The sequence below is a fragment of the Massilia jejuensis genome, assembly GCF_042656795.1.
Lineage (GTDB): Bacteria > Pseudomonadota > Gammaproteobacteria > Burkholderiales > Burkholderiaceae_D > Telluria > Telluria jejuensis.
In genome coordinates this window covers 61,050-84,709 of sequence record NZ_JBHSMS010000044.1, presented here as the reverse complement: position 1 = coordinate 84,709, position 23,660 = coordinate 61,050, and the positions used below count along the sequence as shown (strand labels likewise).

The 23,660-nt window shown below is 69.1% G+C and carries 13 protein-coding genes; 8 read left to right on the top strand and 5 right to left on the bottom strand.

Annotation, left to right across the window (positions count from 1 at the left end; all coding sequences use genetic code 11):
• Positions 1–571 precede the first annotated feature (571 nt).
• The gene (sodC, locus tag ACFPOU_RS15055; protein ID WP_379722748.1) at positions 572–1,102 is read left to right on the top strand and encodes a superoxide dismutase [Cu-Zn] SodC; all 531 of its coding nucleotides are present in this window, start codon (positions 572–574) and stop codon (positions 1,100–1,102) included.
• 98 nt (positions 1,103–1,200) lie between these two features.
• Here the strand turns inward: sodC and ACFPOU_RS15050 are convergent, their stop codons facing one another.
• Positions 1,201–2,835, bottom strand: a complete 1,635-nt coding sequence (locus ACFPOU_RS15050) for a M28 family peptidase (protein WP_379722745.1) — start codon at positions 2,833–2,835, stop codon at positions 1,201–1,203.
• A 164-nt stretch (positions 2,836–2,999) separates the two neighbouring features.
• On the opposite strand from ACFPOU_RS15050, the gene ACFPOU_RS15045 reads away from it, so the two are divergent.
• The 4 genes from ACFPOU_RS15045 to ACFPOU_RS15030 all read left to right on the top strand — a co-directional run bounded on the left by ACFPOU_RS15045 (position 3,000) and on the right by ACFPOU_RS15030 (position 7,902).
• On the top strand, positions 3,000–3,347 hold the full coding sequence (locus ACFPOU_RS15045) for a response regulator transcription factor (RefSeq protein WP_379722742.1): 348 nt from the start codon (positions 3,000–3,002) through the stop codon (positions 3,345–3,347).
• Positions 3,348–3,614: 267 nt separating this feature from the next.
• Positions 3,615–4,472 (top strand): sensor histidine kinase, encoded by an 858-nt coding sequence (locus ACFPOU_RS15040; protein WP_379722739.1) that lies wholly within the window; start codon positions 3,615–3,617, stop codon positions 4,470–4,472.
• A 29-nt stretch (positions 4,473–4,501) separates the two neighbouring features.
• Positions 4,502–6,190 carry a M14 family zinc carboxypeptidase gene (locus ACFPOU_RS15035; RefSeq protein WP_379722736.1) on the top strand — a complete coding sequence of 563 codons (1,689 nt, stop codon included), beginning with the start codon at positions 4,502–4,504 and terminating at the stop codon, positions 6,188–6,190.
• A gap of 29 nt (positions 6,191–6,219) precedes the next feature.
• Complete coding sequence (locus ACFPOU_RS15030) at positions 6,220–7,902, top strand: PQQ-dependent sugar dehydrogenase (RefSeq protein ID WP_379722733.1); 1,683 nt, start codon at positions 6,220–6,222, stop codon at positions 7,900–7,902.
• 42 nt (positions 7,903–7,944) lie between these two features.
• Here ACFPOU_RS15030 and ACFPOU_RS15025 read toward each other — a convergent pair whose 3' ends face one another.
• The 4 genes from ACFPOU_RS15025 to ACFPOU_RS15010 all read right to left on the bottom strand — a co-directional run bounded on the left by ACFPOU_RS15025 (position 7,945) and on the right by ACFPOU_RS15010 (position 12,166).
• A complete protein-coding gene (locus tag ACFPOU_RS15025) occupies positions 7,945–8,421 on the bottom strand; it encodes a fasciclin domain-containing protein (RefSeq protein WP_379722751.1) in 477 nt (158 codons plus the stop codon).
• Positions 8,422–8,623: 202 nt separating this feature from the next.
• Positions 8,624–10,435: a DUF885 domain-containing protein gene (locus tag ACFPOU_RS15020; RefSeq protein ID WP_379722730.1), complete on the bottom strand. Its 1,812-nt coding sequence runs from the start codon at positions 10,433–10,435 to the stop codon at positions 8,624–8,626.
• An 11-nt stretch (positions 10,436–10,446) separates the two neighbouring features.
• Entirely contained in the window at positions 10,447–11,589 is a 1,143-nt protein-coding gene (locus ACFPOU_RS15015; protein WP_379722727.1) for a branched-chain amino acid ABC transporter substrate-binding protein, read from the bottom strand.
• A gap of 91 nt (positions 11,590–11,680) precedes the next feature.
• Entirely contained in the window at positions 11,681–12,166 is a 486-nt protein-coding gene (locus ACFPOU_RS15010; protein ID WP_379722724.1) for an Lrp/AsnC family transcriptional regulator, read from the bottom strand.
• Positions 12,167–12,313: 147 nt separating this feature from the next.
• Here ACFPOU_RS15010 and ACFPOU_RS15005 point away from each other — a divergent pair, with 147 nt between their 5' ends.
• The 3 genes from ACFPOU_RS15005 (at position 12,314) to ACFPOU_RS14995 (ending at position 23,569) form a co-directional block, all read left to right on the top strand.
• Positions 12,314–13,879: an aminotransferase class V-fold PLP-dependent enzyme gene (locus ACFPOU_RS15005; protein ID WP_379722721.1), complete on the top strand. Its 1,566-nt coding sequence runs from the start codon at positions 12,314–12,316 to the stop codon at positions 13,877–13,879.
• Between the two features lie 112 nt (positions 13,880–13,991).
• Positions 13,992–22,715 carry a glycoside hydrolase family 94 protein gene (locus tag ACFPOU_RS15000; protein WP_379722718.1) on the top strand — a complete coding sequence of 2,908 codons (8,724 nt, stop codon included), beginning with the start codon at positions 13,992–13,994 and terminating at the stop codon, positions 22,713–22,715.
• On the top strand, positions 22,712–23,569 hold the full coding sequence (locus ACFPOU_RS14995; RefSeq protein ID WP_379722715.1) for an outer envelope protein: 858 nt from the start codon (positions 22,712–22,714) through the stop codon (positions 23,567–23,569). The genes ACFPOU_RS15000 and ACFPOU_RS14995 overlap by 4 nt, the downstream gene beginning before the upstream one ends.
• Positions 23,570–23,660: the final 91 nt, after the last annotated feature.

The window sequence follows — 23,660 nt, the reverse complement described above, 5'->3', positions numbered from 1 at the left end:
CGAATAGCAGTTCGACCTCGCTAGCGCCCAGCAGTTCAATTTCTACACGTAGCGGTGACAGCGCCTTTTTTTTCGTCCAAGCCATGTCGATAGCCACGTGCGGCAGGGCGCGCTAGTAGGGTGGACAGTTGCTTATTGAATACTTACTTGACGAGCCTGCTTTGCGATGACATCTTCACAAGCCGTGCGTCCCGCAACGGCCGCCGGCATGGTCCAGCGTATCGCCGACCTCGCAGGTCCGAACTGCGCCGGCGCGCGCGGCCGGGTTTTAACAAGGTGGTGCACTGCGAGGAAGTCGGGCTGAAATTCGGGCGCTGGGTCGATGTCGGGTACTGGCAACGGAAGCTTCGATGCCCTTGTCGTGGCGGACGCGACCTTTGCATTCGCGATGAGGGACCAGGCCGGCACGATGCGCAGCGCGGAAGAAGAACACGCGAGGTCGCTTGCCAGCCTGAGCGGCGGCCATTGACGGCACCGGCGTCAGCCGGGCTCCCTCATCGTTGCGATTGATCTACACTCATGCGCGTTGGTAGTTCTCGTTTGAATAACCGGATGACTGAAAGGGAGTGACATGAAAGCTCAATGGATCTGCGCGCTGGTGCTGAGCTCGACCTGGGCGGCGGCCACCGCCCACGCGGCCGAACTGCGCGCGACGATGAACACGGTGTCGGAAGCGGGCGTCGGCGCCTCGGGCGGCACCGTGACCGTCAGCGAATCGAAATACGGTCTCGTGTTCACGCCGGCACTGACCGGCCTGGCGGCGGGCGTGCACGGCTTCCACGTGCACGAGAACGGCAGCTGCGACACGAACCAGAAGGATGGCAAGGCGGTGCCCGCGGGCGCGGCGGGCGGGCACCTGGATACGGCCAGGAGCAAGAAGCACGGCCTGCCGTGGGGCGATGGCCACATCGGCGACTTGCCGGCGCTGCACGTGGAGGGTTCGGGCGCGGCGAATAACCCGGTGCTGGCGCCACGCCTGAAAAAACTGGCCGACGTGAAGGGCAAGGCGCTGATGGTGCATGCGGGTGGCGACAATCATGCCGATCATCCGGCGCCGCTCGGTGGCGGCGGGGCGCGCATCATGTGCGGCATTATCGAGTGAAATAAAATTTTATCAGTGCAACTTGGATGAAATAATATTTCGCTGCAATGGAACGCCCGGTCCGCGACGACCGGGCGTTTTCATTCACAGCCTGCCGTTTACTTGGCGGCGGCGCGGATCTTGCCGAAGGCGTCGCCCGCCTTCCATTGCGGCATGTTCGGCGCGTCGGCCACCATGCGGCCCAGGTTCAGCGTGAACTGCGCCTGCTGCACCATGCCCGTCAAATCCCAGTTCGGATCGTATTCGTCGTTCACCTGGTGGTAGCGCGCGCGGTAGGCCTTGGCCTTGGCGTTGTTCGCCTCGACATCCTTGACCCAGGCGCTGCCGCCGCCCACCGAAAACGCCGGGATGCCGGCTTTGGCGAAACTGAAATGGTCGCTGCGGAAGTAGCCGCCGGCGAGGTCCGGTTTGGCCGGCGCCACCGTGAGGCCCATCGCTTTCGCGGTGGCCGCCGCCAGCGCGCCCAGCTCCGTGCGTTCGCTGCCCTGCACGCCGATGTCCTTGGCCTGGCCCACGAAATTCAGGCTGTCCAGGTTCAGGTTGGCGGCGGTTTTCGCCGCCGGCCACAGGGGCTTGGCCGCGTAGGCCGCGCTGCCCAGCAAGCCTTGTTCTTCGGCCGCCACCCACAGGAACATCTGCGAGCGCCTGGCGGGACGGCGCGCCGCTTCCTGCGCCATCACCAGGAGGGCCGCAGTGCCGGACGCGTTGTCGACGGCGCCGTTGAAAATGGTGTCGCCCTCGGTTCCCTGCTTGCCCATGTGGTCCCAATGGGCCGTGTAGATGACGACTTCGTCCTTCAGCTTGGGGTCGGTGCCGGACACGACGCCGGCCACGTTGTATTCGCTCAGCGTGCGGATCGCGGCGCGGGTCTCGCCCTTGACGCGCGCGTTCAGGGCCACCGGCTTGAACGCCTTGTCTTCGGCGGCGGCGCGTAGTTTGTCGAGATCCTGGCCGGCGGCCGCGAACAGCTTGCGCGCGGCGGCGTCGGTCATCCAGCCCTGCATGCTCGATCCGAGGTCGGCGTCGGCGAGCTGGAAGCGCTCGGCCGCGGCCCAGCTGTTCTGCACCACGCTCCAGCCGTAGGAGGCCGAGGCGTCGGTATGGATCAGGAGCACGCCGGCCGCGCCCTGGCGCGCCGCTTCCTGCAGCTTGTAGGTCCAGCGGCCGTAGAAGGTGAGGCCGGCGCCGTTGAAGCGGTTCGGCTCGGCCGCGGTGGGGGCCGGGTCGTTGACCAGCATGACCAGCACCTTGCCCTTCGCGTCCAGGCCCTTGAAATCGTTCCAGCCTTCTTCCGGCGCGGTGATGCCGTAGCCGACGAAGACCAGTTCCGCATCCATGCTGTGCTCGGCCTTGACGTCGCCCGGCGCCCAGACCCAGTCGGCGCCGAAGTTCAAGGGCAGCGCCTGGCCGCCGGCCACGATCGCCACATTGCTTTTTTCCGGCAGTGGACGCACACCGGCGATCTTGACTTCCTGGCGGAAGCTGCTGCCGTTCGCCGGTTTCAAGCCTGCGGCCAGCGCCTGCGATTCCAGGTAGGCGACGGTCAGTTCGCCGCCGCGCTGGCCGGTGCCGCGGCCCTCGAGGGCGTCCGAGGCCAGGAAGGCGAGGTAGCCGCGCAACGGCGCTTCCTGGACAGTGGCTTGCGCCTTGTTGGCGGCGGCGTGGGCCGGATAGGCCAGCGCCAGGCTGCTGGCGAGGGCGGTGAGGACAACGGAGGAGACGATCTTGTGCATGGAATCCTACTGCGGAAGTTAATCGGAACGTACTGCGGGGTACCCACGGTGGGTGCGCGCCACATTGTAGTCCAAGCCTAGCCAGGTACTCGACCGGAAATAAATGTGTTTTTGGCTGCCAGAATCGGCGCGTTGCCGCGTTGGTCCCTGTCCGCTTGCGGTGCTTGCAGTGCCCGCACTGCGGCGCACTCGCCGCCTACCCGGCCGACCTGGCCGCGGCGGTGCGCCAGGCGAAGGCGGGCAAACTGTATTTTCCGCCGCGGATCGCCGAGCGGCTGGCCAGCATCGCGGTGCGCGGCGATGTCTCGCCGCAGTCGCAGCTGGACGAACGCGGCCTCGAGATATTCAAGCTGATGGCCGAAGGCCTGACCAACGGCGAGATCGCCGGGAAGCGCAAGCTGTCGACCAAGACCATCAGCAACACCAGCCAGTCGATCAAGGAAAAGCTGGGCGTCGAGCGCCAGGCCCACATCACCAAGCTGGCCGTCAAGCATGGCCTGATCCAGCCTTGAGACGACTGCGCGCGCCGGCCGCGCCGCCGGGCGCGGGCCACCGCTTCCAGATCGTCACCGGCGACGACTGCCGCCTCACCGCGCGCATCGCCGAGGATGGGTACAAGCGCCTGGTGCCGACCTTCGCCGCCTTGCGCACCGAACTGGCCCGGCGCCGGCGGACGGTCGTCGTCGCCATCGGGCCAGACGCCCTGCGCCAGGCGGCCAGGCGCCGCTGCGCTTGCGTCGCGATCGCCGCGTTGACGTCGAGCCAGGTGTGGCGCGGCCATGAACTGGCGCTTCTGGCGCGACTGGAGCATCGGCCTGCGCATCGCCTTCATCGCCATGCTGCCGGTGGTGTTCCTGTTCACCGCCTTCGTCTGGTACGCGTGGTACGCGCACCGCGTCCAGGTGGCCGAGCGCACGCGCGACCTGCTCGCCTCGCGCAACGACGCGCTGCGCGCCGACGCCGACAAGAGAAAGCTGATCCGGAAGGTGAACAGCATCATCGAGGACGAACGAAAGAGCATCGCGGTCGAGATCCACGACGAACTCAATGCGTCCTTGATTGCCGCGCGCCTGGAAGCGCAGAGCATCGGCGCGCTGGCCGCGCAGGCGCCGCCGGGAGTGGAAGCCGCGCAGATCCGCGCCAAGGCGCAGGCGATTGCGAAGCTGGCGTTCGACCTGTACGGCAACGGCCGGCGCCTGGTGCGGCGCCTGCGTCCCGAGGTGCTCGACATGCCCGGCCTGCACGGGGCTGTGGAAGAGATGCTGCGCCATTACGAGAGCGCGGACTGCCGCTTCGCCTTCCACTCGGAAGGCGATTTCTCCAAGCTCGGCAACGAGCTGGCGATTTCCGCCTACCGCATCGTGCAGGAAGCGCTGTCGAACATCATGAAGCATGCCGGCGCCACGGCGGCCGAGATGACGCTGGTGCTCGACGCCGGACGGGACCTGCTGCGCATCGAGGTCGAGGACAACGGCCAGGGCTTCGATCCGGCCTCGCGTGGCGAGGGCATCGGCAGCATCGGCATGCGCGAGCGCGTGTACGCGCTGCACGGCGCGATCGACGTTCGTTCGGCGCCCGGACGCGGCACGACGCTGCGCATCGCGCTGCCACTAGCGGGCGCTTCTGCGGTATCGTAGCGCCTTCATTTCATTACACCGCCATCGCCATGCCGAACGCCTTGAAGACGCCCTACGAACTGGGCAACCAGAACCAGACTGCCACGCATGCCGACTGCATCGCCTGGTACGAGGAACTCGCCCGTCGATACCCGGACGTGCTGCGCTTCGGCGTGGCCGGCAGCTCGGACGCCGGCGTGCCCATCCACGCGGGCGTGGTCAGCGGCGACGGCGTGTTCGAGGTCGAGGCGATCAAGGCGGCCGGCCGGCCGGTCTTCTTCAACAACAACGGCATTCATCCGGGCGAGCCGGAAGGGGTGGACGCCTGCATGGCGCTGGTGCGCGACTTCTGCATCGAGCCCGCGCGCCTGGCCGCGCTGGGCCGCACCGTGTTCCTGTTCGTCCCGCTGTACAACGTCGACGGCAGCCTCAACCGCGCCGACACCTCGCGCGTGAACCAGGATGGCCCGGAGCAGTTCGGCTTTCGCGGCAACAGCCGCCACCTCGACCTGAACCGCGATTTCGTCAAGTGCGACACGCTCGCCGCCCGGGTATTCAACCAGCTGTTCACCGCCTGGGACCCGGACGTGATGGTCGACACCCATACCTCGAACGGCGCCGACTATGCGTACACGATGACCCTGATCCATACCCAGGCCGACAAGCTGGGGAGCGGCCTGGGCGCCTTCCTGACCGGCACCATGCTGCCGGCCCTGTACGCCGACATGGCAGCGCGCGGCTGGCCGACTTGCCCCTACGTCAATCCGGTCAAGGACAGCCCGGACCACGGCATCGCCGAATTCCTGGAAACGGCGCGCTTCTCGACCGGCTACGCGGCCCTGCACCACACGATCGGCTTCATGCCCGAGACGCACATGCTCAAGCCTTTCCGCGACCGCTACGCGTCGATGCGCGCCCTGGTCGAGTCGGCGCTCGCGTTCACGGTGCAGCACGCGGACCGGATCCAGCAACTGCGCCGCGCGGCAAAGGATGCGGGCCGCACGCGCGCCGAGTGGCCGATCCACTGGGTCATGGACGAGCGGAACCCGGCCACCTTCCGTTTCAAGGGTTACGAGGCGAAGTACAAGCCGAGCGTGCTGGGCGACTACACGCGCCTGTACTACGACCGTTCGAGCCCGTGGGAACGCGACATCGCCTACTACAACCGTTTCAAGGCGGACGTGACGGTGGCCGCGCCGAAGGCCTATATCGTCCCGCAAGCCTGGCGCGAGGCGATCGAGCGCCTGGAACTCAATGGCGTGCAGCTCGAACGCATCACCGAAGAGCGCATGCAGGCGGTCGCGTACTACCACGTCGTCTCGGTCGCCTCGCGCCCGAACGCCTACGAAGGCCACATGTTCCACGACGACGTGCAGCTCGACAAACGCCGCGCCCATGTACAGCTGCGCGCGGGCGACGTGATCGTTTCGCTCGACCAGGACAAGGCGCGCTACGTCGTCGAAACCCTGGAGCCGCTCGCGCACGACAGCTTCTTCCGCTGGGGCTTCTTCAATAGCGTGCTGGAAAAGAAGGAAGCCTATTCGGACTATGTGTTCGAGGACGAAGCCGAGCAGCTGCTGCGCGACGAGCCGGCACTGGCCGCCGGGTTCGCGGCGTGGAAGGCCGCCAATCCGGCGCTGCTGGCGAACCAGGAAGCCGTCCTCGATTTTATCTTCGCCAACTGCGCCAAGTACCGCGAACCGGAATGGCGCCGTTATCCGGTGTTCATGGTCGAGTAAGCGCTGGCGTCTCCAAGGAAAAGAACCCCATGCACACCACCATCCACGCCGCCGTCGCTGCCGCCTGTTTCGCGCTGGCGGCCGCCGCCTGCGCCACGCCCGCCGGCCGCACCTATTTCGAACAGAACTGCGCCAGCTGCCACACCGCCGATCCCGGCATGGGCGCGCGCGCCGGTCCCGGCCTGTTCAACGTCATCGGACGCAAGGCCGCCGCCGTCCCCGGCTTCAACTACACCGACGCCCTGGCCAAGGCCGGCGCCGCCGGCAAGACCTGGACAAAGGAGGAACTCGACGTCTTCCTGCGCGACCCGAACAAGGATGTCCCGGGTACCGCGATGCCGATCGGCGTCGCCGACGCCAAGGCGCGCGCCGCCGTGATCGACTACCTGGCCACGCAAAGCGGCAAGGCCACGTCCGCCGCAACGCCGGGCGCGAAAGGCGCCGCCAGCGACGGCGCCGCCTGGACGCTCGACAAACCCGGCGACATGCACCACATCAAGGCGACCGACCTGGTCGCCCCCTTCGCCAGCGACAGCGCCGGCAACGGCCCCAAGCTGGCGGCGCGTCCCGACGGCGCCATGCCCGCCGTCCCCAAAGGTTTCAAGGTCGGTATCTACGCCGAGAATGTCGGCAAATCGCGCCTGCCGCTACGCGCGCCGAATGGCGACATCTTCCTGTCCGAAGCGGCCAAGGGCCAGATCACGGTCCTGCGCTCGCGCGGCGGTGAGAAGGCCGACACCGTCAGCGTCTTCGCCAACGGCCTGTCGCGCCCCTACGGGATGGCCCTGTGGCCGGCCGGTCCCAATCCGCAATACCTGTATGTCGCCAACGTCAACTCGGTGGTGCGTTTTCCGTACCGCGTGGGTGAGCTGAAGGCCAAGGGCGAGCCGGAAGTCGTGATCGAAAAAATCAGCGACACCAGTGGCGGCCACGTCACGCGCACGATCGCGTTCTCGAAGGACGGCAAGACCATGCTGCTGTCGGTCGGCTCGGCGACGAACATCGCCGCCGGGATCGGCGCCACCCCGCCGCTGCCGCTGCCGGAATGGGAAGCCAGGTACGGCGTCGGCGCCGCCTGGGGCGAGGAGCGCGAGCGCGCCGCCGTGCTGGCCTTCGACGTCGACGGCCGCAACCGCCGTCCCTTCGCCAACGGCCTGCGCAACTGCGTCGGCATGCTCGTCCACCCGGCCACGGGCGACCTGTTCTGCAGCGTGAACGAGCGCGACGAACTGGGCGACGACCTGCCGCCGGACTACGTCACGCGCGTCAGGAAGGGCGGTTTCTACGGCTGGCCGTGGTACTACATCGGCGCCAACGAAGAGCCGCGCCTGAAAGGCATCCGGCCCGACCTCGGAACGAAGGTGATCGTGCCCGACACCCTGATCCAGCCGCACTCGGCGCCGCTGGGCATGGTCGTCTACCAGGCGCCGAAGGGCGCGACATTCGCCTTCCCGGCAGCCTACGAGGGCGACATCTTCGTGGCCCTGCACGGCTCCTGGAACCGCGGCAAGCGCACCGGCTACAAGGTCGTGCGCGTGCTGATGAAGAACGGCGTGCCGACCGGGCAGTACCAGGACTTCATGACCGGCATGGTGCTCGGCGACCGCGATGTGTGGGGCCGTCCGGCGGCCGTGGAAGTGGCGGCGGACGGCGCGCTGCTCGTGGTCGACGATGGCGGCGGGGTGGTGTGGCGGATCGCGCCGCAGAAGTGATGCAAGCGGGAGAGCCTGGCCGGCCCTCCCATCCGAGCGGTCTTACTTCGGCATCAGGACGCTGTCGACGACGTTGATGACGCCGTTCGACTGGTAGACGTCATAGGTGCTGATGTTGGCGGTCTGGCCTTTTTCGTCCATGACGGCGATGTTGTGCATGCCGTTCATCATGAACTTGAGTTTGCCGCCGTTCGCGGTGGCCAGTTCCGCCGTGCCCTTGGCCTTCTTGATCGCGGCGCTCAGCGCCTTGAAGTCATGTTTGCCGGGGACGACGTGGTAGGTCAGGATGTTGGTCAGCGTGCTTTTGTTCTCCGGCTTGACCAGCGTATCGACGGTCCCGGCGGGCAGCTTGTTGAACGCGGCATTGGTCGGCGCGAACACGGTGAACGGGCCCTTGCCCTTGAGGGTGTCGACCAGGCCGGCCGCCTTGACGGCCGCCACCAGGGTCGTGTGGTCGGCCGAATTGACGGCGTTGTCCACGATGTCCTTCGATGCGAGCATGCTCTGGCCGCCCACCATCACATCGGCGGCGTGGGCCTGGGCGATGGCGCCGCTGGCGAAGATGGCGGCGATGATCAATGTCGATTTGAATGTGCGCATGGCGATTCCTTGGTAGTTGGAGGATGTGTTACCTCTCCTTATACGTCGGGAATCCGCAAACGGATTCAACATCTCATCGATATTCATCGCGTGCTCAGGCGCATTGCCGCTACGCGTGCCCTTATTTCGATGCCGCGATCCAGCGATCCACCTTCTTCTCCAGCAGCGCCAGCGGCAGCGTGCCTTCGCCGAGCACGATGTCGTGGAAGGCCGGCAGCTTGAACTTCGGTCCCAGCGCGCTTTCCGCGCGGCGGCGCAGTTCCATGATCTTCAGGGAACCGATCTTGTAGCCCAGCGCCTGGCCGGGCCAGACCATGTAGCGCTCGATCTGCGCACGCGACTCCGCTTCGCTGTAGCCAAGCGTGTCGCTGAAATAGGCAATGGCCTGCGCGCGCGTCCAGCCCTTGGTGTGGATGCCGGTGTCGACCACGAGGCGCGCGGCGCGCAGCATTTCGTCGTTCAGGTGGCCGAAATAGTCTTCCGGCTTGTCGAACAGGCCCATGTCCTTGCCGAGCGTCTCGGCGTACAGCGCCCAGCCTTCGGTGAAGGCATTGTTGCCGCCGAACCTGCGGAAGTTCGGCAAGCCCAGTTCCTGCACCAGCGCGATGTGGAAATGGTGGCCCGGCTGTCCCTCGTGCAGGTAGAGCGTGACCATGCCGGTGCTGCCGTACTGCGCCGGGTCGTTCACGACCGACCAGAACACGCCGGGGCGGGTGCCGTCGACCGCCGGTGGCGTGTAGTGGTCCGAGGCGGTGGCGCGGCTCAGTTCAGGCTCGAGGCGCAGGTCGAGCGGGGACTTCGGCATCAGGTTGAACAGCGAGGGCAGCTTGGTGCGCAGTTCGGCGTCGAGCTTGCGGTAGACGTCGATGACTTCCTGCTCCGTCTTGAAGGGCTTGAACTTCGCCTGCTGCGCCACCCAGGCCGGCAAGCCGGCCGCCGGGCCCGTGTACCCCATCTTCGGCCCGATGCGGCCGTACTCTCCCTGGATGCGCGCCACTTCCTTCTGCCCGATCTCGTGGATCGCCTGCGGCTTCAAGTCGGTCGTGGTCTGGCTCGCCACGCGTACCTGGTACCAGGCGGCGCCGTTCGGCAGCGCGTTCCAGCCGCTGCCGGTGCGCGTGGCCGGCAGGTAGTCTTTCTCGATAAACGCCGCCAGGCGCGCCAGCGCCGGATTGAGCCTGGTGCCGATCGCGTCCGCGTACAGCGTGGTCAGCGCGCGCTTGTCGGCGTCCGAGAAGCCAGCCGGGAATTTCTTGATGGGCGAATAATAGATACTGGCCTCGGGCGAGCCGGCCACCAGCTGCTTGAACTGGGGCAGGGCCGACGTCATGACCGGGCGCGGGTGCACGATGCCGCGCTTGATCCCTTCGCGCATGTTGGCGATTGCCTGGTCGACCCAGGGACCGAGCTGCGCCAGGCGGCTGGCGTAGGCGCGGTAGTCCTGCACCGTGGCCAGCGGCTGCGCGCCTTCGCCGCTGGCGTAGTTCGCCAGCGTGACCGGCATGCTGTCCATCTGGCTCAAGGGCAGCAAGTGTTCCGGGAAGGGCTCGAAGCGCAGCGCCATGCCCAGCTCGTAGTCGAGGATGTCGTAGCTGGTCTGGTCGCGCGGGCTCAATTGCGCGCGCCCGATCGCATGCAGGCGCTTGACGAAACTTTTATAGCGCGCGAACTGCCTGGCGCGCTCGAGCGGGGCGATCGACATGCCGATCTGGTCGATGAAGCGGTTGTCGCCGCTCTCGCTGGCCGATACCGGGTCGAAGCGTGCCAGCGCGTCGTAGTACTCGTCGGCCAGGACATGCAGTTTTTTCCCGGCCTGCGCGGTCGGCGCGAGCTGTTGGGTGGCGGGCGTCGCGGCCTGGTCGGCGGCGAAGGCCGGTGCGCAGGCGAGGAGGGCGGCGGCGGCCAGGGCGCCGAGCGTGAAATTGCGGGTCATATCGATTTCCATTAATAGCTTGCCAGTGGCGCCAGCGCGCCGTTCTTGAAAGTGTAGACGGTGACGGCGGTCTTTTTCAGGTTGCCCTTGTCGTCGTAGCCGTACGTTCCCACGACGCCCTGGTGGCTCATCGTGCGCAGCTGCTGCGCGACCTTCAGCGGTTCGACGCTGTTCGCCGCCTTCATGGCCTGGGCGATGAACACGGTCTGGTCGTAGAACGAGGGCGCGTAGACGTCCGGTTCGCGCTTGAAGCGTTCCTTGTACTTGGCCAGGAAGGCGGGACCTGCCGGCTGCCTGGCGATGATGGCGCCGGCCTGGGCGCAGCGCACGTTTTCGCCGACGGCCGCGCCGCCGAGCTTGGCCATCTCCGGGCTGCACAGGGTGTCGCCGCCGAGCAGGGGCACGTTCAGTCCGAGCGCCTTCATCTGGCGCACCATGGGCGCCGCTTGCGGCGCATAGCCGCCGAAGAAGATGGCGTCGACCTTTTTCGCGCGCAGCGCGGTCAGGATGGCGGAGAAGTCGCTCGCCTTGTCGTTGGTGAATTCGTGGCCGGCGACCTTCATGCCGGCCGCTTGCGCCTGGCGCTTGAATTCGGTGGCGATGCCCGTGCCGAAGGCGGTGCGGTCGTCGATGACGCCCACGTTCTTCACTTTCAGTTCGCGCGCCGCGTAATTGGCCATCGCGCCGCCCACCTGCGAATCGCTGGCGACGATGCGCAAGACGCCCTTGTAGCCGGACTGGGTGATCTTCGGATTGGTGCCGACCGTGGACATCAGGACGCCGGCGTCGTTGTAGACGCGCGCGGCGGGAATCGCGACGCCCGAGTTGTAGGGCCCGAGGACGAACTTGACACCGCCGTCGACCAGCTTCTGCGCGACCGTCACGCCCTGTTTCGGGTCGCCCGCGTCGTCTTCGGACTGCAGCGCGAAGCGGACCGTCTTGCCGCCGACCTTGATGTCCTGGGCGTTGAGTTCTTCGACGGCCAGGCGCACGCCGTTTTCATTGTCCTTGCCGGCAAAGGCGTTGGCGCCCGAAAGAGGGCCGCTCACGCCGATCTTGACGCTGTGTTCCTGCGCCAGTGCGGCCAGGGGTGTACCGAGCGCGCACAGCAGCGCGGCCCGCGCCAGCGGCGCCGTGGTGAATGTCGATGGCATCAGCCTGTCTCCGTTTATATACGATACGAACTACGTACGAACTACGAACGGGCGACATCATCGCATGAATCAGCGCGGCAGTGGAGTAGGCTCAGGCAGGCAAGCCGTGCGCGATCAGCTCCAGCGGCAGGGCGGTCGTGCACTTGATCTGCTCCATCGAGAAGGCCGAGGAGACGCCGCTCAGCTGCGCGGTCTTGATCAGCTTTTTGTAGAAGCGGTCGTAGCCGGCGATGTCGGTCGTGGCGACCTTCAGCAGGTAGTCGACGTCGCCGCTCATGCGGTGAAATTCCAGCACTTCGGGCAGGGCGACGACGGCGGCGGCGAAGCGCTCCAGCCATTTCTCGTCGTGTTCGGCGGTGCGCACGCTGACGAACACCGTGACCGGCAAGCCCACCTTCTGGCGGTTGACGATGGTGACGCGGCTTTCGATATAACCCTCTTCCTCAAGGCGCTTGACGCGCTTCCAGCAGGGGGTGCTGGAGAGGCCGACCTTGTCCGACAGGCCCGAGATCGACAGGGTCGCATCGGCCTGGAGCGCCGCAAGGATGGCGCAATCAAATTTGTCTAGTGAATTCATTTTAGTTTTTCGTCACTAATAGAACAAAGATGCTAAAACGATCGTTTTATATAGATTACTTAGTACACGTATTTCACCGCGTCTTTGTAACATATTGCTAAACAATAACACGATCCGATCGCTTGTTTACAGTTTTTGCGATTAATTATGCACCCTGAAATCTACCTCGATGCGAATGCCACTTCGCCCGTGCTGCCGGCCGCCGTCGCGGCCGCGCAGGCGGCGCTGTCCGCGTGTTTCGGCAATCCCGGCAGCAGCCACGCGGCCGGCCTGCGCGCCCGCGCGCTGCTCGACGACGCACGCAGCCGCGCCCGGCGCGTACTGAAGGCCGCAAGCGGACGCCTGCTGTTTACCAGCGGTGCCACCGAAGGCATCCAGACCGCCGTCCTTTCCGCCTTGTGCGCCGCGCGCGAACGGCGCGCGGCCGGGCTGCCCTGCGGCGACTTGCTGCTGTACGGCGCGACCGAACACAAGGCGGTGCCGGAAAGCCTGGCGCACTGGAACGCGCTGCTCGGCACCGGCCTGACCTTGCAGGCGCTGGCGGTCGGCGCCGATGGCCGCCACTGCCTCGACCAGCTGCGCGCGCTCGCGCCACGCACCGCTTTCCTGTGCACGATGGCGGCCAACAACGAGACCGGCATCGTGTCCGACCTGGACGGCATTGCCGGGGTGTTGGAAGACACCGGCAGCGGCGCGCTGTGGATGGTCGACTGCGTCCAGGCGCTGGGCAAGCTGGCGCTCGATCTCGAGCGCAGCCGCATCGATTACGCGCCGTTTTCCGGCCACAAGCTGTACGCCCCGAAAGGGATCGGCATGCTGTGGGTGCGCGCGGGCGCGCCCTACACGGCGCTGATGTGCGGCGGCGGCCAGGAAGGCGGCCAGCGCTCGGGCACCGAAAACACGGCCGGCATCGCCGCCCTCGGCGCGGTGCTGCGCGCGCTGGAAGAGGGCGCCACCTTCCGCAACCGTGCCCAGCTTGCCGCCATGCGCGACCGGCTCGCCGCCAGCCTGCGCGCGGCGTTTACCGGCATCGAATTCAACGCGCCCTTCGAACACGCGCTGCCGACCACGCTCAATTTCTCGGTGCCGGGCCGCTCAGGCAAGGCGCTGCTCGACCTGTTCGATGCCGCCGGCATGCGCGTCAGCGCCGGCGCGGCCTGTTCCGCGGCTAAGGCCGCGCCGAGCCATGTGCTGCTGGCGATGGGCCTGCCCGCGGCGCGCTGCGCGAATGCGGTGCGCATGTCCTTCGGCCCGCTCGCGGACGATGCCTTCATCGACGCGGCATGCGCGCGCATCGCGCGCTGCGCCCAGGCCCTGCTGGCGCCGCCGCCGGCGGCCTGTCCGGTGCCGGGGGCGGGCGCGCGCGCCGGCGCGGCGGCCCCGGCCGGCGAACCGGCGTGCCATGCGCCTTGCGAACTCGATGCCCAGGCACTGGGCCACTTCCTCGACCGGCATCCGGACGCGCTCCTGATCGATGTGCGCGAAGCCTGCGAGCACGCGCTCGGCGCACCCAGGCTGCATGGGCGCGCGGCTTACAGCCTGCCCTTGTCGCGCCTGGCGCAGCACGCCCCCTGGCTGGGCCGGGAGGCGCGCCCGCTGGTGTTCTTCTGCCGCAGCGGCAAGCGCAGCGCCGAGGCGGCGCGCATCGCCCGGGAGCTGGGCCATGCGAACGTGCGCCACCTGGCCGGCGGGCTGGCCCTGCTGGCGCCCTGATGTAACCATCCCGCTACTACGTTCGTCAACGCACAGTCTCTCTCCCGATGAGGTTTTAGCATAGCCCTGGCTGTGCGACGCGTTCCTTCGCACGCTCATCATCGAGGCTCCGTTGAACGAAGAATTGCACACCAAGGCCGACGCGCCGCGCGCGGGGCATGCGCCCGTTCGCGACGCCGGCGTTGCGGATACGGCGCCCCTGCGCGCCGCGCGCCTCGATGCCGCGCAGCTGGCCGGCCACGCCCGGCGCCTGGCCGGCGCCCACGCCCTCGCGCACGACGCCGCCTCCGATTGCCTGCTGGCGCGCCTGCGCGAGAACGGCGCCATCATTCGCGATGCCTGCGCCGGCCTGACGCGCGCCGCGAAGACGGGCCGCCTGCCCCCGGCCGCAGAGCAGTTGCTGGACCATTACCACCTGATCGCCGAACAGGTCCGCGCCGCGCGCCGCCATCTGCCGCCCGCCTACGGCCGCGCACTGCCGTGCCTGTCCGCGCCGCGGCCGGCCGCCGGCCAGCCGCGCGTGCACCACCTGGTGCGCGAACTCGTCGCCCATGCCGACAGCCGGCTCGAGCACGACAGCCTGGCGCGTTCCATCGCGGCCTACCAGGAAGAAACGCCGCTCACGCTGGGCGAATTGTGGGCGGTCCCGATCATGTTGCGCGTGGCGCTGGTCGAGAACCTGCGCCGCCTCGCGGTGCGCCTGGAGGCGCGCCTGCGCCAGCGCGCCGGCGCCGCCAACTGGAGCGCGCGCATGCTCGACACCGCCGAGCGCCGCCCCGGCGACCTGATCCTGCTGGTGGCCGACATGGCGCGCGCCGTCCAGCCTCTGTCGGCCGCGTTCGTGGCCGAACTGGCGCAGCGCATCGCGGGGCAGGGCGCGCCGCTGGAGCAAGCCCTGGCATGGTTCGGCACGCGCCTGGCCGACGAAGGCCTGAGCATTGCCGCGCTGGTGGCGCGCGCCGCCGACGACGAGACGCTCGACGCCGCCTCGCTCGCCAACAGCCTGGCCAGCCTGCGCCTGCTGGAACGCATCGACTGGCATGGCTTCGTCGAGACCGCGAGCGTGGTCGAGCAGGCGTTGCGGGGCGATCCGGCCGGCGTGTATGCCGCCATGGATTTCGCCACCCGCGACCATTACCGCCATGCCGTCGAGCGCCTGGCGCGCCAGTGCGGCCAGAGCGAGGGCGAGGTCGCCGCCGTCGCCCTCGCTCTGGCGACGGCGCCGCGCGCGCCCGCCGTCGGCGGATGCGACCCGCGCACCCGCCACGTCGGCCATTACCTGGTCGGTGCCGGACTGCCCGAGCTGCGCGCGCAGCTCGCACCAGCGCCGGGAATGCTGCCGGCGCTGCGGCGCGCGGCGCGGCGCCGGCCCTTGGTCGCCTATCTCGGCGCCATCGCCAGCCTGACCCTGCTGATTACGGCTGCGCTGCTGGTGCACGCCTATCACGGCGGGGCCGGCATGCCTTTGCTGGCCGGGTTCGGCCTGCTGGCGCTGTTCGGCGCCAGCGAGCTGGCCATCACGCTGACGAACCTGATGGCCGCGCGCCTGGCCGCGCCGCGTCCGCTGCCGCGCATGGATTACCGCGACGGCATCGCGCAAGAGGCGCGTACCCTGGTCGCCGTGCCGGCGCTCCTCGACAGCCACGCGAACGTGACGGCGCTGTGCGAGGGACTCGAGACGCGCTACCTGGCCAACCGCGACCCGCAGTTGCGCTTTTGCCTGCTGACCGATTTCACGGACGCGCCGCAGGAAACGGAGTACGGCGACGCCGAACTGCTGGAACAGGCACGCGCGGCGATCGCGGCCTTGAACGCGCGCCATGCGTTCGACCACGGCGTGGACGACGCCGCGCCGGCCGCGCCCGGCGCGCGGATCGAACCCTTCCTGCTGCTGCACCGTCCGCGCCTGTGGAGCGAACACGAACAGGTCTGGATGGGACGCGAGCGCAAGCGCGGCAAGCTTGCCGACCTGAACGCCTTCCTGCGTGGCGGCGCGCGCGAGCGCTTCGCACTGGTCGAGGGCAATATCGACGGCTTGGACGCCGTGCGCTATGTGATCACGCTCGACGCCGATACCCAGCTGCCCATCGACAGCGCGCGCCGGATGGTGGCGGCCATGGCGCACCCGCTGAACCGGCCGCTGCTCGACGCCGGCGGACGGCGCGTGGTCCAGGGCCACGCCCTGCTGCAGCCGCGCGTGACGACCTCGCTGCCCTCGGCGCGCGCCTCGCGCTACGAGCGCCTGTGCGGCGGCGTGCCCGGCATCGATCCCTACACCCGCCTGGCCGCCAACCTCTACCAGGACCTGTTCGGCGAAGGCTCCTTCATCGGCAAGGGCATCTACGAGGTCGACACCGTCCTGCGCGTGCTGGGCGAGCGCCTGCCCGACAACACGGTGCTCTCGCACGACCTGCTCGAAGGCTGCTACCTGCGCAGTGGCGTGCTGAGCGACGTCCAGCTGGTCGAAGCCTGGCCGGCACGCTACAGCGACGAGGTCGCGCGGCGCCACCGCTGGATCCGCGGCGACTGGCAGCTGGCCGGCTGGCTGCGCGCGCGCGTTCCGGGGCGCGATGGCGGGCGCGAAGCCAATCCCTTGCCGGCGCTGGCGCGCTGGAAGCTGTTCGACAACCTGCGCCGCAGCCTGGTGGCGCCGGCGCTGACCGCGAACCTGGTGCTGTGCTGGGCGCTGTTGCCGGGACCGGCCTTCTGGGGCGCGGTTGCGCTGTCGGTATTCTTCCTGCCGGCGTTCATCCATATCCTCGTGACCCTGGCCGACAAACCGCACGCCATGCTGTGGCGCCAGCACTTGTCCAACTGGGGGCATGGCGCCTCCGCCAGCCTGGCCCAGGCCGTGCTGCAGACCGCTTTCCTGCCACACGCGGCCTGGTACAGCCTGCACGCGATCGCCCGCACCGGCTGGCGCATGCTGGTCTCGCGCAAGCACCTGCTGCAATGGAAGGCGTCCAGCCTGGTGCGCGCGAGTACCGATGTCGAATCGGCCTGGCGCAGCATGTGGTTCGCCCCCCTGCTGGCCGTGGTCGTGGCCGTCCTGCTGACCTTCCTGCATCCGTTCGCCCTGTTCGCGGCCGCGCCCCTGCTGCTGTTGTGGTTCCTCTCGCCGCTGCTGGCATGGTGGGTCAGCCAGCCGTTCGAGCGCGCCGCGCCCGATCTCTCCGCTGGCCAGACGGCCTTCCTGGCCCGGCTGGCGCGCCGCACCTGGGCTTATTTCGAGGATGCCGTCAGCCCCGCCACCAACTGGCTGGCGCCGAGCGGCGTGCAGGAGCAGCCGGGAGCGATGGCCGCGCACACGACCTCGCCCGCGCACATCGGCTGGTCGCTGCTGGCGAACTTGACGGCCTGGGACTTCGGCTTCGTGCCGCAGGCGGCCGTGCTGGCGCGGGTGCGCGCCGCCTTTGCCAGCATGGCCCTGCTCGATCGCCGGCACGGCCATTTCCATGCCGGCTACGACACGCGCACGCTGGCGCCGCTGCAGCCGGCGCGCATCGACACTGCCGCCAGCGGCAGCCTGGCCGCCCATTTGCTGACCCTGGCGACGGGCCTGGAAGCGCTGGCCGACGCACCGATCGCCGACGCGCGCTCGCTCGACGGCTTGCGTGCCACGCTGCAGGTGCTGGAAGAGCATGCCCAGGCCGCCCCCGCATCGGCGCGCAAGGCGCTCGACGCCTGCCGCGCCGCCTTGGCGCCGGCAAGGTGCCGCAACGGGGGCACCTTGCCGGGCCTGGCCGAATGCCTGGGCGCGGCCGTGCGCGCGGCCTCCATGCTCACCGCCACCCTGCCGCCCGAGGCCGACGGCCAGCTGCGCGACTGGGCCATGCGCCTCGATGCCGATTGCCGCGCCGCCCGCGACGACTTGCTGGCGCAGGCGCCGTGGATGCGCGCGGTGCAGGAATACGTGTTCGAAGCGAGCCTGACGCGCATTCCGTCGCTGCGCGCGCTGGCCGCTTTCGCGGTGCGCGCGCCGGGCGGCACCGACGCCGAACTGGCGCTGGCGCAGATGGTGGAAGAGGGCGCCGCCCTGGCCCGTGACAGGCTGGCCGAGATCGACGCCCTGGCAGCCTGCGCGCGCGAGTTCGCGGACATGGCCTTCGGCGTGCTGCGCGACCCGGATACCAACCTGCTCGCCACCGGATACGACCTGGCCGCCAGGCGGCGCGAGCCCGGCACTCTCGATACGCTGGCCTCGAGCGCGCGCCTGGCCAGCTTCGTCGGCATCGCCCGCGGCCAGCTGCCGCAGGAACACTGGTTCGCGCTGAAGCGCCAGCTGTGCATCGTCGGCGACGCGCAGCTGCTGCTGTCGCCCAGCGGCGCCATGGCCGACTACCTGGCGCCGCAACTGGTGATGCCGGCCTTCCGCGACACGCTGCTCGATGAGACCTGCCACGCCATCGTGCGCGTCCAGATCGACTACGCGGCGCAGCGCGGCCTGCCCTGGGGCATGTCCGAATCCGGCTACCACAGCGTCGATGCGGCCGGTCGCTACCGCTACCGCGCCTTCGGCGTGCCCGGTACCGGCGTCACGCGCGGCTTGGGCGACGACCTCGTGGTGGCGCCCCACGCATCGCTGCTGGCGCTGATGGTGTCTCCGGAAGCGGCCTGCGCCAATCTCGAACGCATGGCCGCCGAGGGATTCAGCGGTTGCCACGGCTTTTATGACGCGATCGACTACACCGGCGCGCGCCTGCCGCGCGGCCAGCGCCATGCGCTGGTGCGCGCGCACCGCTCCGATCACCAGGCCATGGGGCTGCTGGCGCTGTCCTGCCTGCTGCACGGCGCTCCCATGCAGCGCCGTTTCGCGGCCGACCCGGAATTGCGCGCCGCGCTGCTGCTGTTGCAGGAGCCGGTACCGCTGGCGGGCGCCTTCGAGGCCGCCGACGTCGACCTCGAGGCGCGGCCCGGCACGGCGCCGGAAGCGGCGCTGCCGACGCGCACGGTGGCACGCGTCGGCCCGCCCCAGCCGCAGGTGCAGCTGCTGTCGAACGGCCGCTACCACGTGATGGTCACCAGCGACGGCGCCGGCTACAGCCGCCTGGACGACCTGGCCCTGACGCGCTGGCGCCTGGATGCGACCAGCGACGACTGGGGCCTGTTCTGCTACCTGCGCGACCTCGACAGCGGCGCCCTCTGGTCGAGCGCCTGGCAGCCGACTTTGGCCGAGCCCGAGCATTACGAGGCCATGTTCCCGGAAGGACGGGCGCAGTGGCTGCGGCGCGACCACGGCATCGAGCTGTTCACCGAGCTCGTGGTCGCGGTGGAGGACGACGTCGAGCTGCGCCGCACCCGCCTGCGCAATCTGTCGAACCGCACGCGCCGCATCGAGGTCACCAGTTACACCGAACCGGTCTTGAGCGCGCCGGCCTTCGACGACGCGCACCCCGCCTTCAGCAAGCTGTTCGTTCAGACCGAAATCGTCGCCGACTGCAACGCCATCCTGTGCACGCGCCGTCCGCGCGAAGCGGGCGAGCGCACCCCCTGGCTGGTAGCGGCGATGGCGGTGCACGGCGGCGCCGTCACCGACACTTCCTTCGAGACCAGCCGCGCCGATTTTGTCGGGCGCGGCGGGCGCAATGCGCTGCCGCAGGCGCTGGTGGCGGCCACGCCGCTCAATGGCGCCTGCGGTTGCGTGCTCGACCCGGCGCTGGCGATCCGGCGCGTGATCGCCCTCGGGCCCGGCGAGGAAGTCACCGTCGACCTGCTGCTGGGCGTGGCCGGGGAACGCGGCGCGGCGCTCGCCCTCGCCGCCAGGTATGGGGAACGGGCCGCCACCGAGCGCGCCTTCGAGCAGGCCTGGACCCATGGCCAGTCGATGCTGCAAGCGGCGAACATCGTCGAGGCCGAGGCCCAGCTCTACGCGCGCCTGGCCGGGGCCGTCATCTACCCGCAGCGCGCGCTGCGCGCCGACGCGGCCCTGATCGCCGCCAATACCCGCGGCCAGTCGGGCCTGTGGCCGTATGCGATCTCGGGCGACCTGCCGATCGTGCTGGTGCAGGTCCTCGACGCCGCCAACCTGGCGCTGGCGCGCCAGCTCTTGCAGGCCCATGCGTGGTGGCGCACGCGCGGCCTGGCGGCCGACCTCGTGCTCTGGTGCGGCGACGGCGGCGCGCCGCGCTCGATCCACGCGCAGGTGCTCGAGCTGGTCGATGCCGGGCTGCTCGACCGCCCCGGCGGCGTCCATGTGCAGGTGGTGGACCAGGTGCCGGAGCAAGACCGGGTGCTGCTGCAAGCGGTTGCGCGCGTGGTGCTGCTGGACGAACGCGGCAGCCTGGCCGAGCAGCTCGAGCGCGCCGGCCCCAGGGCGGCCCCGGCGCAGCCGCTGCTCGGGGCGACGGAGCCGCCCGCAGCCGCCGCGCCAACCGCACCCGGGGCGGTCGAGCCGGAGCCGCTGCTCGACAACGGCATCGGCGGCTTCAGCGCGGACGGCCGCGAATACCGCATCCGCATCGCGCCCGGCCGGCCGACGCCGGCGCCGTGGTCGAACGTGCTGGCCGGTCCGCACTTCGGTTCGGTCGTCTCGGAAAGCGGCCAAGCCTGTACCTGGAGCGAGAACGCCCACGCATTGCGCCTGACGCCCTGGGAAAACGACCCGGTGGGCGACCGCGGCGGCGAAGTGTTTTATTTGCGCGACGAAGCGAGCGGCGTGTTCTGGTCGCCGACCGCGCTGCCGGCGCCCTCCGGCGGCACCTACCTGACCCGCCACGGCTTCGGCTACAGCGTCTTCGAGCACGCGGCGCACGGCATTCACTCCACGCTGTCGAATTTCGTGGCGCTGGACGCGCCCTTGAAGTACGCGGTGCTGCGCGTGCGCAACGACAGCAAGGCAGGCAGGCGTCTGTCGGCCACCGGCTACGTCGAATGGGTGCTGGGCGAATCGCGCGCCGCCTGCTCGCCGCACGTGGTCACCGAGCGCGATCCGGCCACCGGCGCGCTGCTGGCGAGGACCAGCTGGAACAGCGATCTCCCAGGGCGCGTCGCCTGCTTCCATGTCGACGCCGGGGCCACCGGCTTTACCTGCGACCGCAGCGAATTCATCGGCCGCGGCGGCCATCTCGGCCAGCCCCGGGCATTGCGCCACGCCGCGCTGGCGGGCCGCCTGGGCGCCGCATTCGATCCGTGCGCGGCCTTGCAGGTGGCCTTCGAACTGGCGCCGGGCGAAGAGAAGACGCTGGTGTTCATGCTCGGCGTGCAGGGCGCCGATGGTGCCGGGCTGGTACAGCGCCATGCAGGCCTGGCGGCGGCCGATGCGGCGCTCGAGAAGGTGCGCGCGTATTGGGAAGAAACGCTCGGCGCGGTGCGCATCGAGACGCCCGACCCCAGCCTCGACGTGCTGGCCAATGGCTGGCTGCTGTACCAGACCCTGGCCTGCCGCATGTGGGCGCGCAGCGGCTATTACCAGTCGGGTGGGGCGTACGGCTTCCGCGACCAGTTGCAGGATGCGATGGCGCTGGTGCACACGCGCCCCGAACTGCTGCGCGAACACCTGCTGCTGTGCGCGGCGCACCAGTTCGTCGAGGGCGACGTGCAGCACTGGTGGCAGCCGCCGTCGAACCAGGGCGTGCGCACGCGCTGCTCGGACGATCTGCTGTGGCTGCCGCTGGCGACCTGCCGCTACATCCGCGCCACCGGCGACATCGGCGTGCTGGGCGAATCGGCGCCCTACCTGGAAGGGCGCGCGCTCGACTATGGCGAGGAATCGTATTTCGACGCGCCGAAGGTGTCGGCGCAGCGCGGCGACCTGTACCAGCATTGCGTGCGCGCGATCCGCCACAGCCTGCGCTTCGGCGCGCACGGCCTGCCGCTGATCGGCGGCGGCGACTGGAACGATGGCTTCGACCGGGTCGGCGCCAAGGGCCGCGGCGAGAGCGTCTGGCTGGGCTTTTTCATGATCGAGGTGCTGGGCCGCTTCGCGGAACTGGCCGGCCGCCGCGCCGATTACGGGTTTGCCACCACCTGCCGCGCCGCCGCCCAGGCCCTGACCACCCAGCTCGAGCACCACGCCTGGGACGGCGAATGGTACCGGCGCGCCTGGTTCGACGACGGCACGCCGCTCGGCTCGAAGGACAACGACGAATGCCGCATCGACCTGGTCTCGCAGAGCTGGAGCGTGCTCTCCGGCGCGGCCGCGCCCGAGCGCGCGGCCCAGGCCATGGCGGCGGTTGACGCGCGCCTGGTGCACGCCGAGGCGCGCCTGATCCAGCTGCTCGACCCGCCCTTCGAGGCCGGCAGCATGAACCCGGGCAGCCTGCGCGGCTATGCGCCCGGCGTGCGCGAGAACGGCGGCCAGGCGACGCACGCGGCGCTGTGGGGCGCGATGGCCTTTGCGCGCATGGGGCAGGGCGAGCGCGCCTGGGAGCTGTTCGAGATGCTCAATCCGGTGCGCCTGGCCGCCACCGCGGACGATTGCGCCCGCTACCGGCTCGAGCCGTATGTGGTGGCCGGCGACGTGATGTCGGCCGCTCCCCATGTTGGGCGCGGGGGCTGGAGCTGGTACACTGGCTCGGCCGGATGGATGTACCGGCTGGTCGTCGAATCGCTGCTCGGCATCGAGCGCGTGGGCGAGCAGCTGGTGCTGGCGCCGCAGCTGCCGCGCGCGTGGCCGGGCTTTCGCCTGCAGTACCGCTACCGCGCCACCACCTATGCCATCGAGGTGCGCGCCGGCGACACGGCCGCGCTGCGCATCGATGGCGTCGACGTCGGCGGCGATACGGTGCCGCTGGCCGACGACGGCCGCACGCACCGCGTCGAGCTGCATGTCGCGCGCAAGCCCGGCGCCTCCACCCCGGCAATACGCACGAAACCTCACTCGAAGACGATCACATGACCCACAAAATCCTGCTCGCCGCCGGCGCCACCCTGCTCTTGTCCTGCGCCGCCGCCGGGGCCGCCGACTGGAGCGACACCTCGATCAGCTGGCGCTACGGCACCCGCTTTGCCGAACCGTTCAACCCGGAGCACATCAAGAAGCATATCTTCGCGCTGACCCACGCCAGCGGCTACAAGTACGGCAGCAACTTCTTCAACGTCGACCTGCTGCAGTCCGACGAAACCGATCCGGCCTCGCTGACGCAGGACGAGGGCGCGCAGGAAGCCTATGTCGTCTACCGCCACACGCTCGATATCGGCGCCCTGCGCGGCAGCGAAATGCGCTACGGCCCGGTGAAAGGCGTCGGCCTGACCTTCGGTTTCGACTGGAACACCAAGAACGACGTCGGCTACAACTCGAGGAAGCGCATGCTCGTTGCCGGCCCGACCCTGATGTGGGACGTGCCGGGCTTCCTGAATACGAGCGTGCTGGTATTGCGCGAATCGAACGCGCCGAGCGGCGCCTTCCCGCCGATCTCGAACGTGAACGGCCGCTACAGGTTCGACACCCATGCCGCGCTGGCGCTGAACTGGGCCCTCCCGGTGGCCGAGCGCGTTTCGTTCGAGGGCTACGGCCTGTTCATCGGCGCCAAGGGGCGCGACGAGGTGGGCAACGGCACCGGCGCCGAGACCAATGTCGACATGGCGCTGATGTACGACGCCAGTGCCCACTTCGGCCAGCCGAAGAACCGGGTGCGCCTGGGCCTCGAATACCAGTTCTGGAACAACAAGTTCGGCAATACCCGCGCCACGACCGGCGGACGCGGCCAGCGTGCCAGCACGCCGATGGTGCGCGCCGAATACCACTTCTGATCCTGCCTGCCGTGCCGGGGTATTGCGTATTGGAATGGCATAATACCTTGTCAACCTTCGCATGAACGCCATTCGCAGCGTTTGGGCCGCC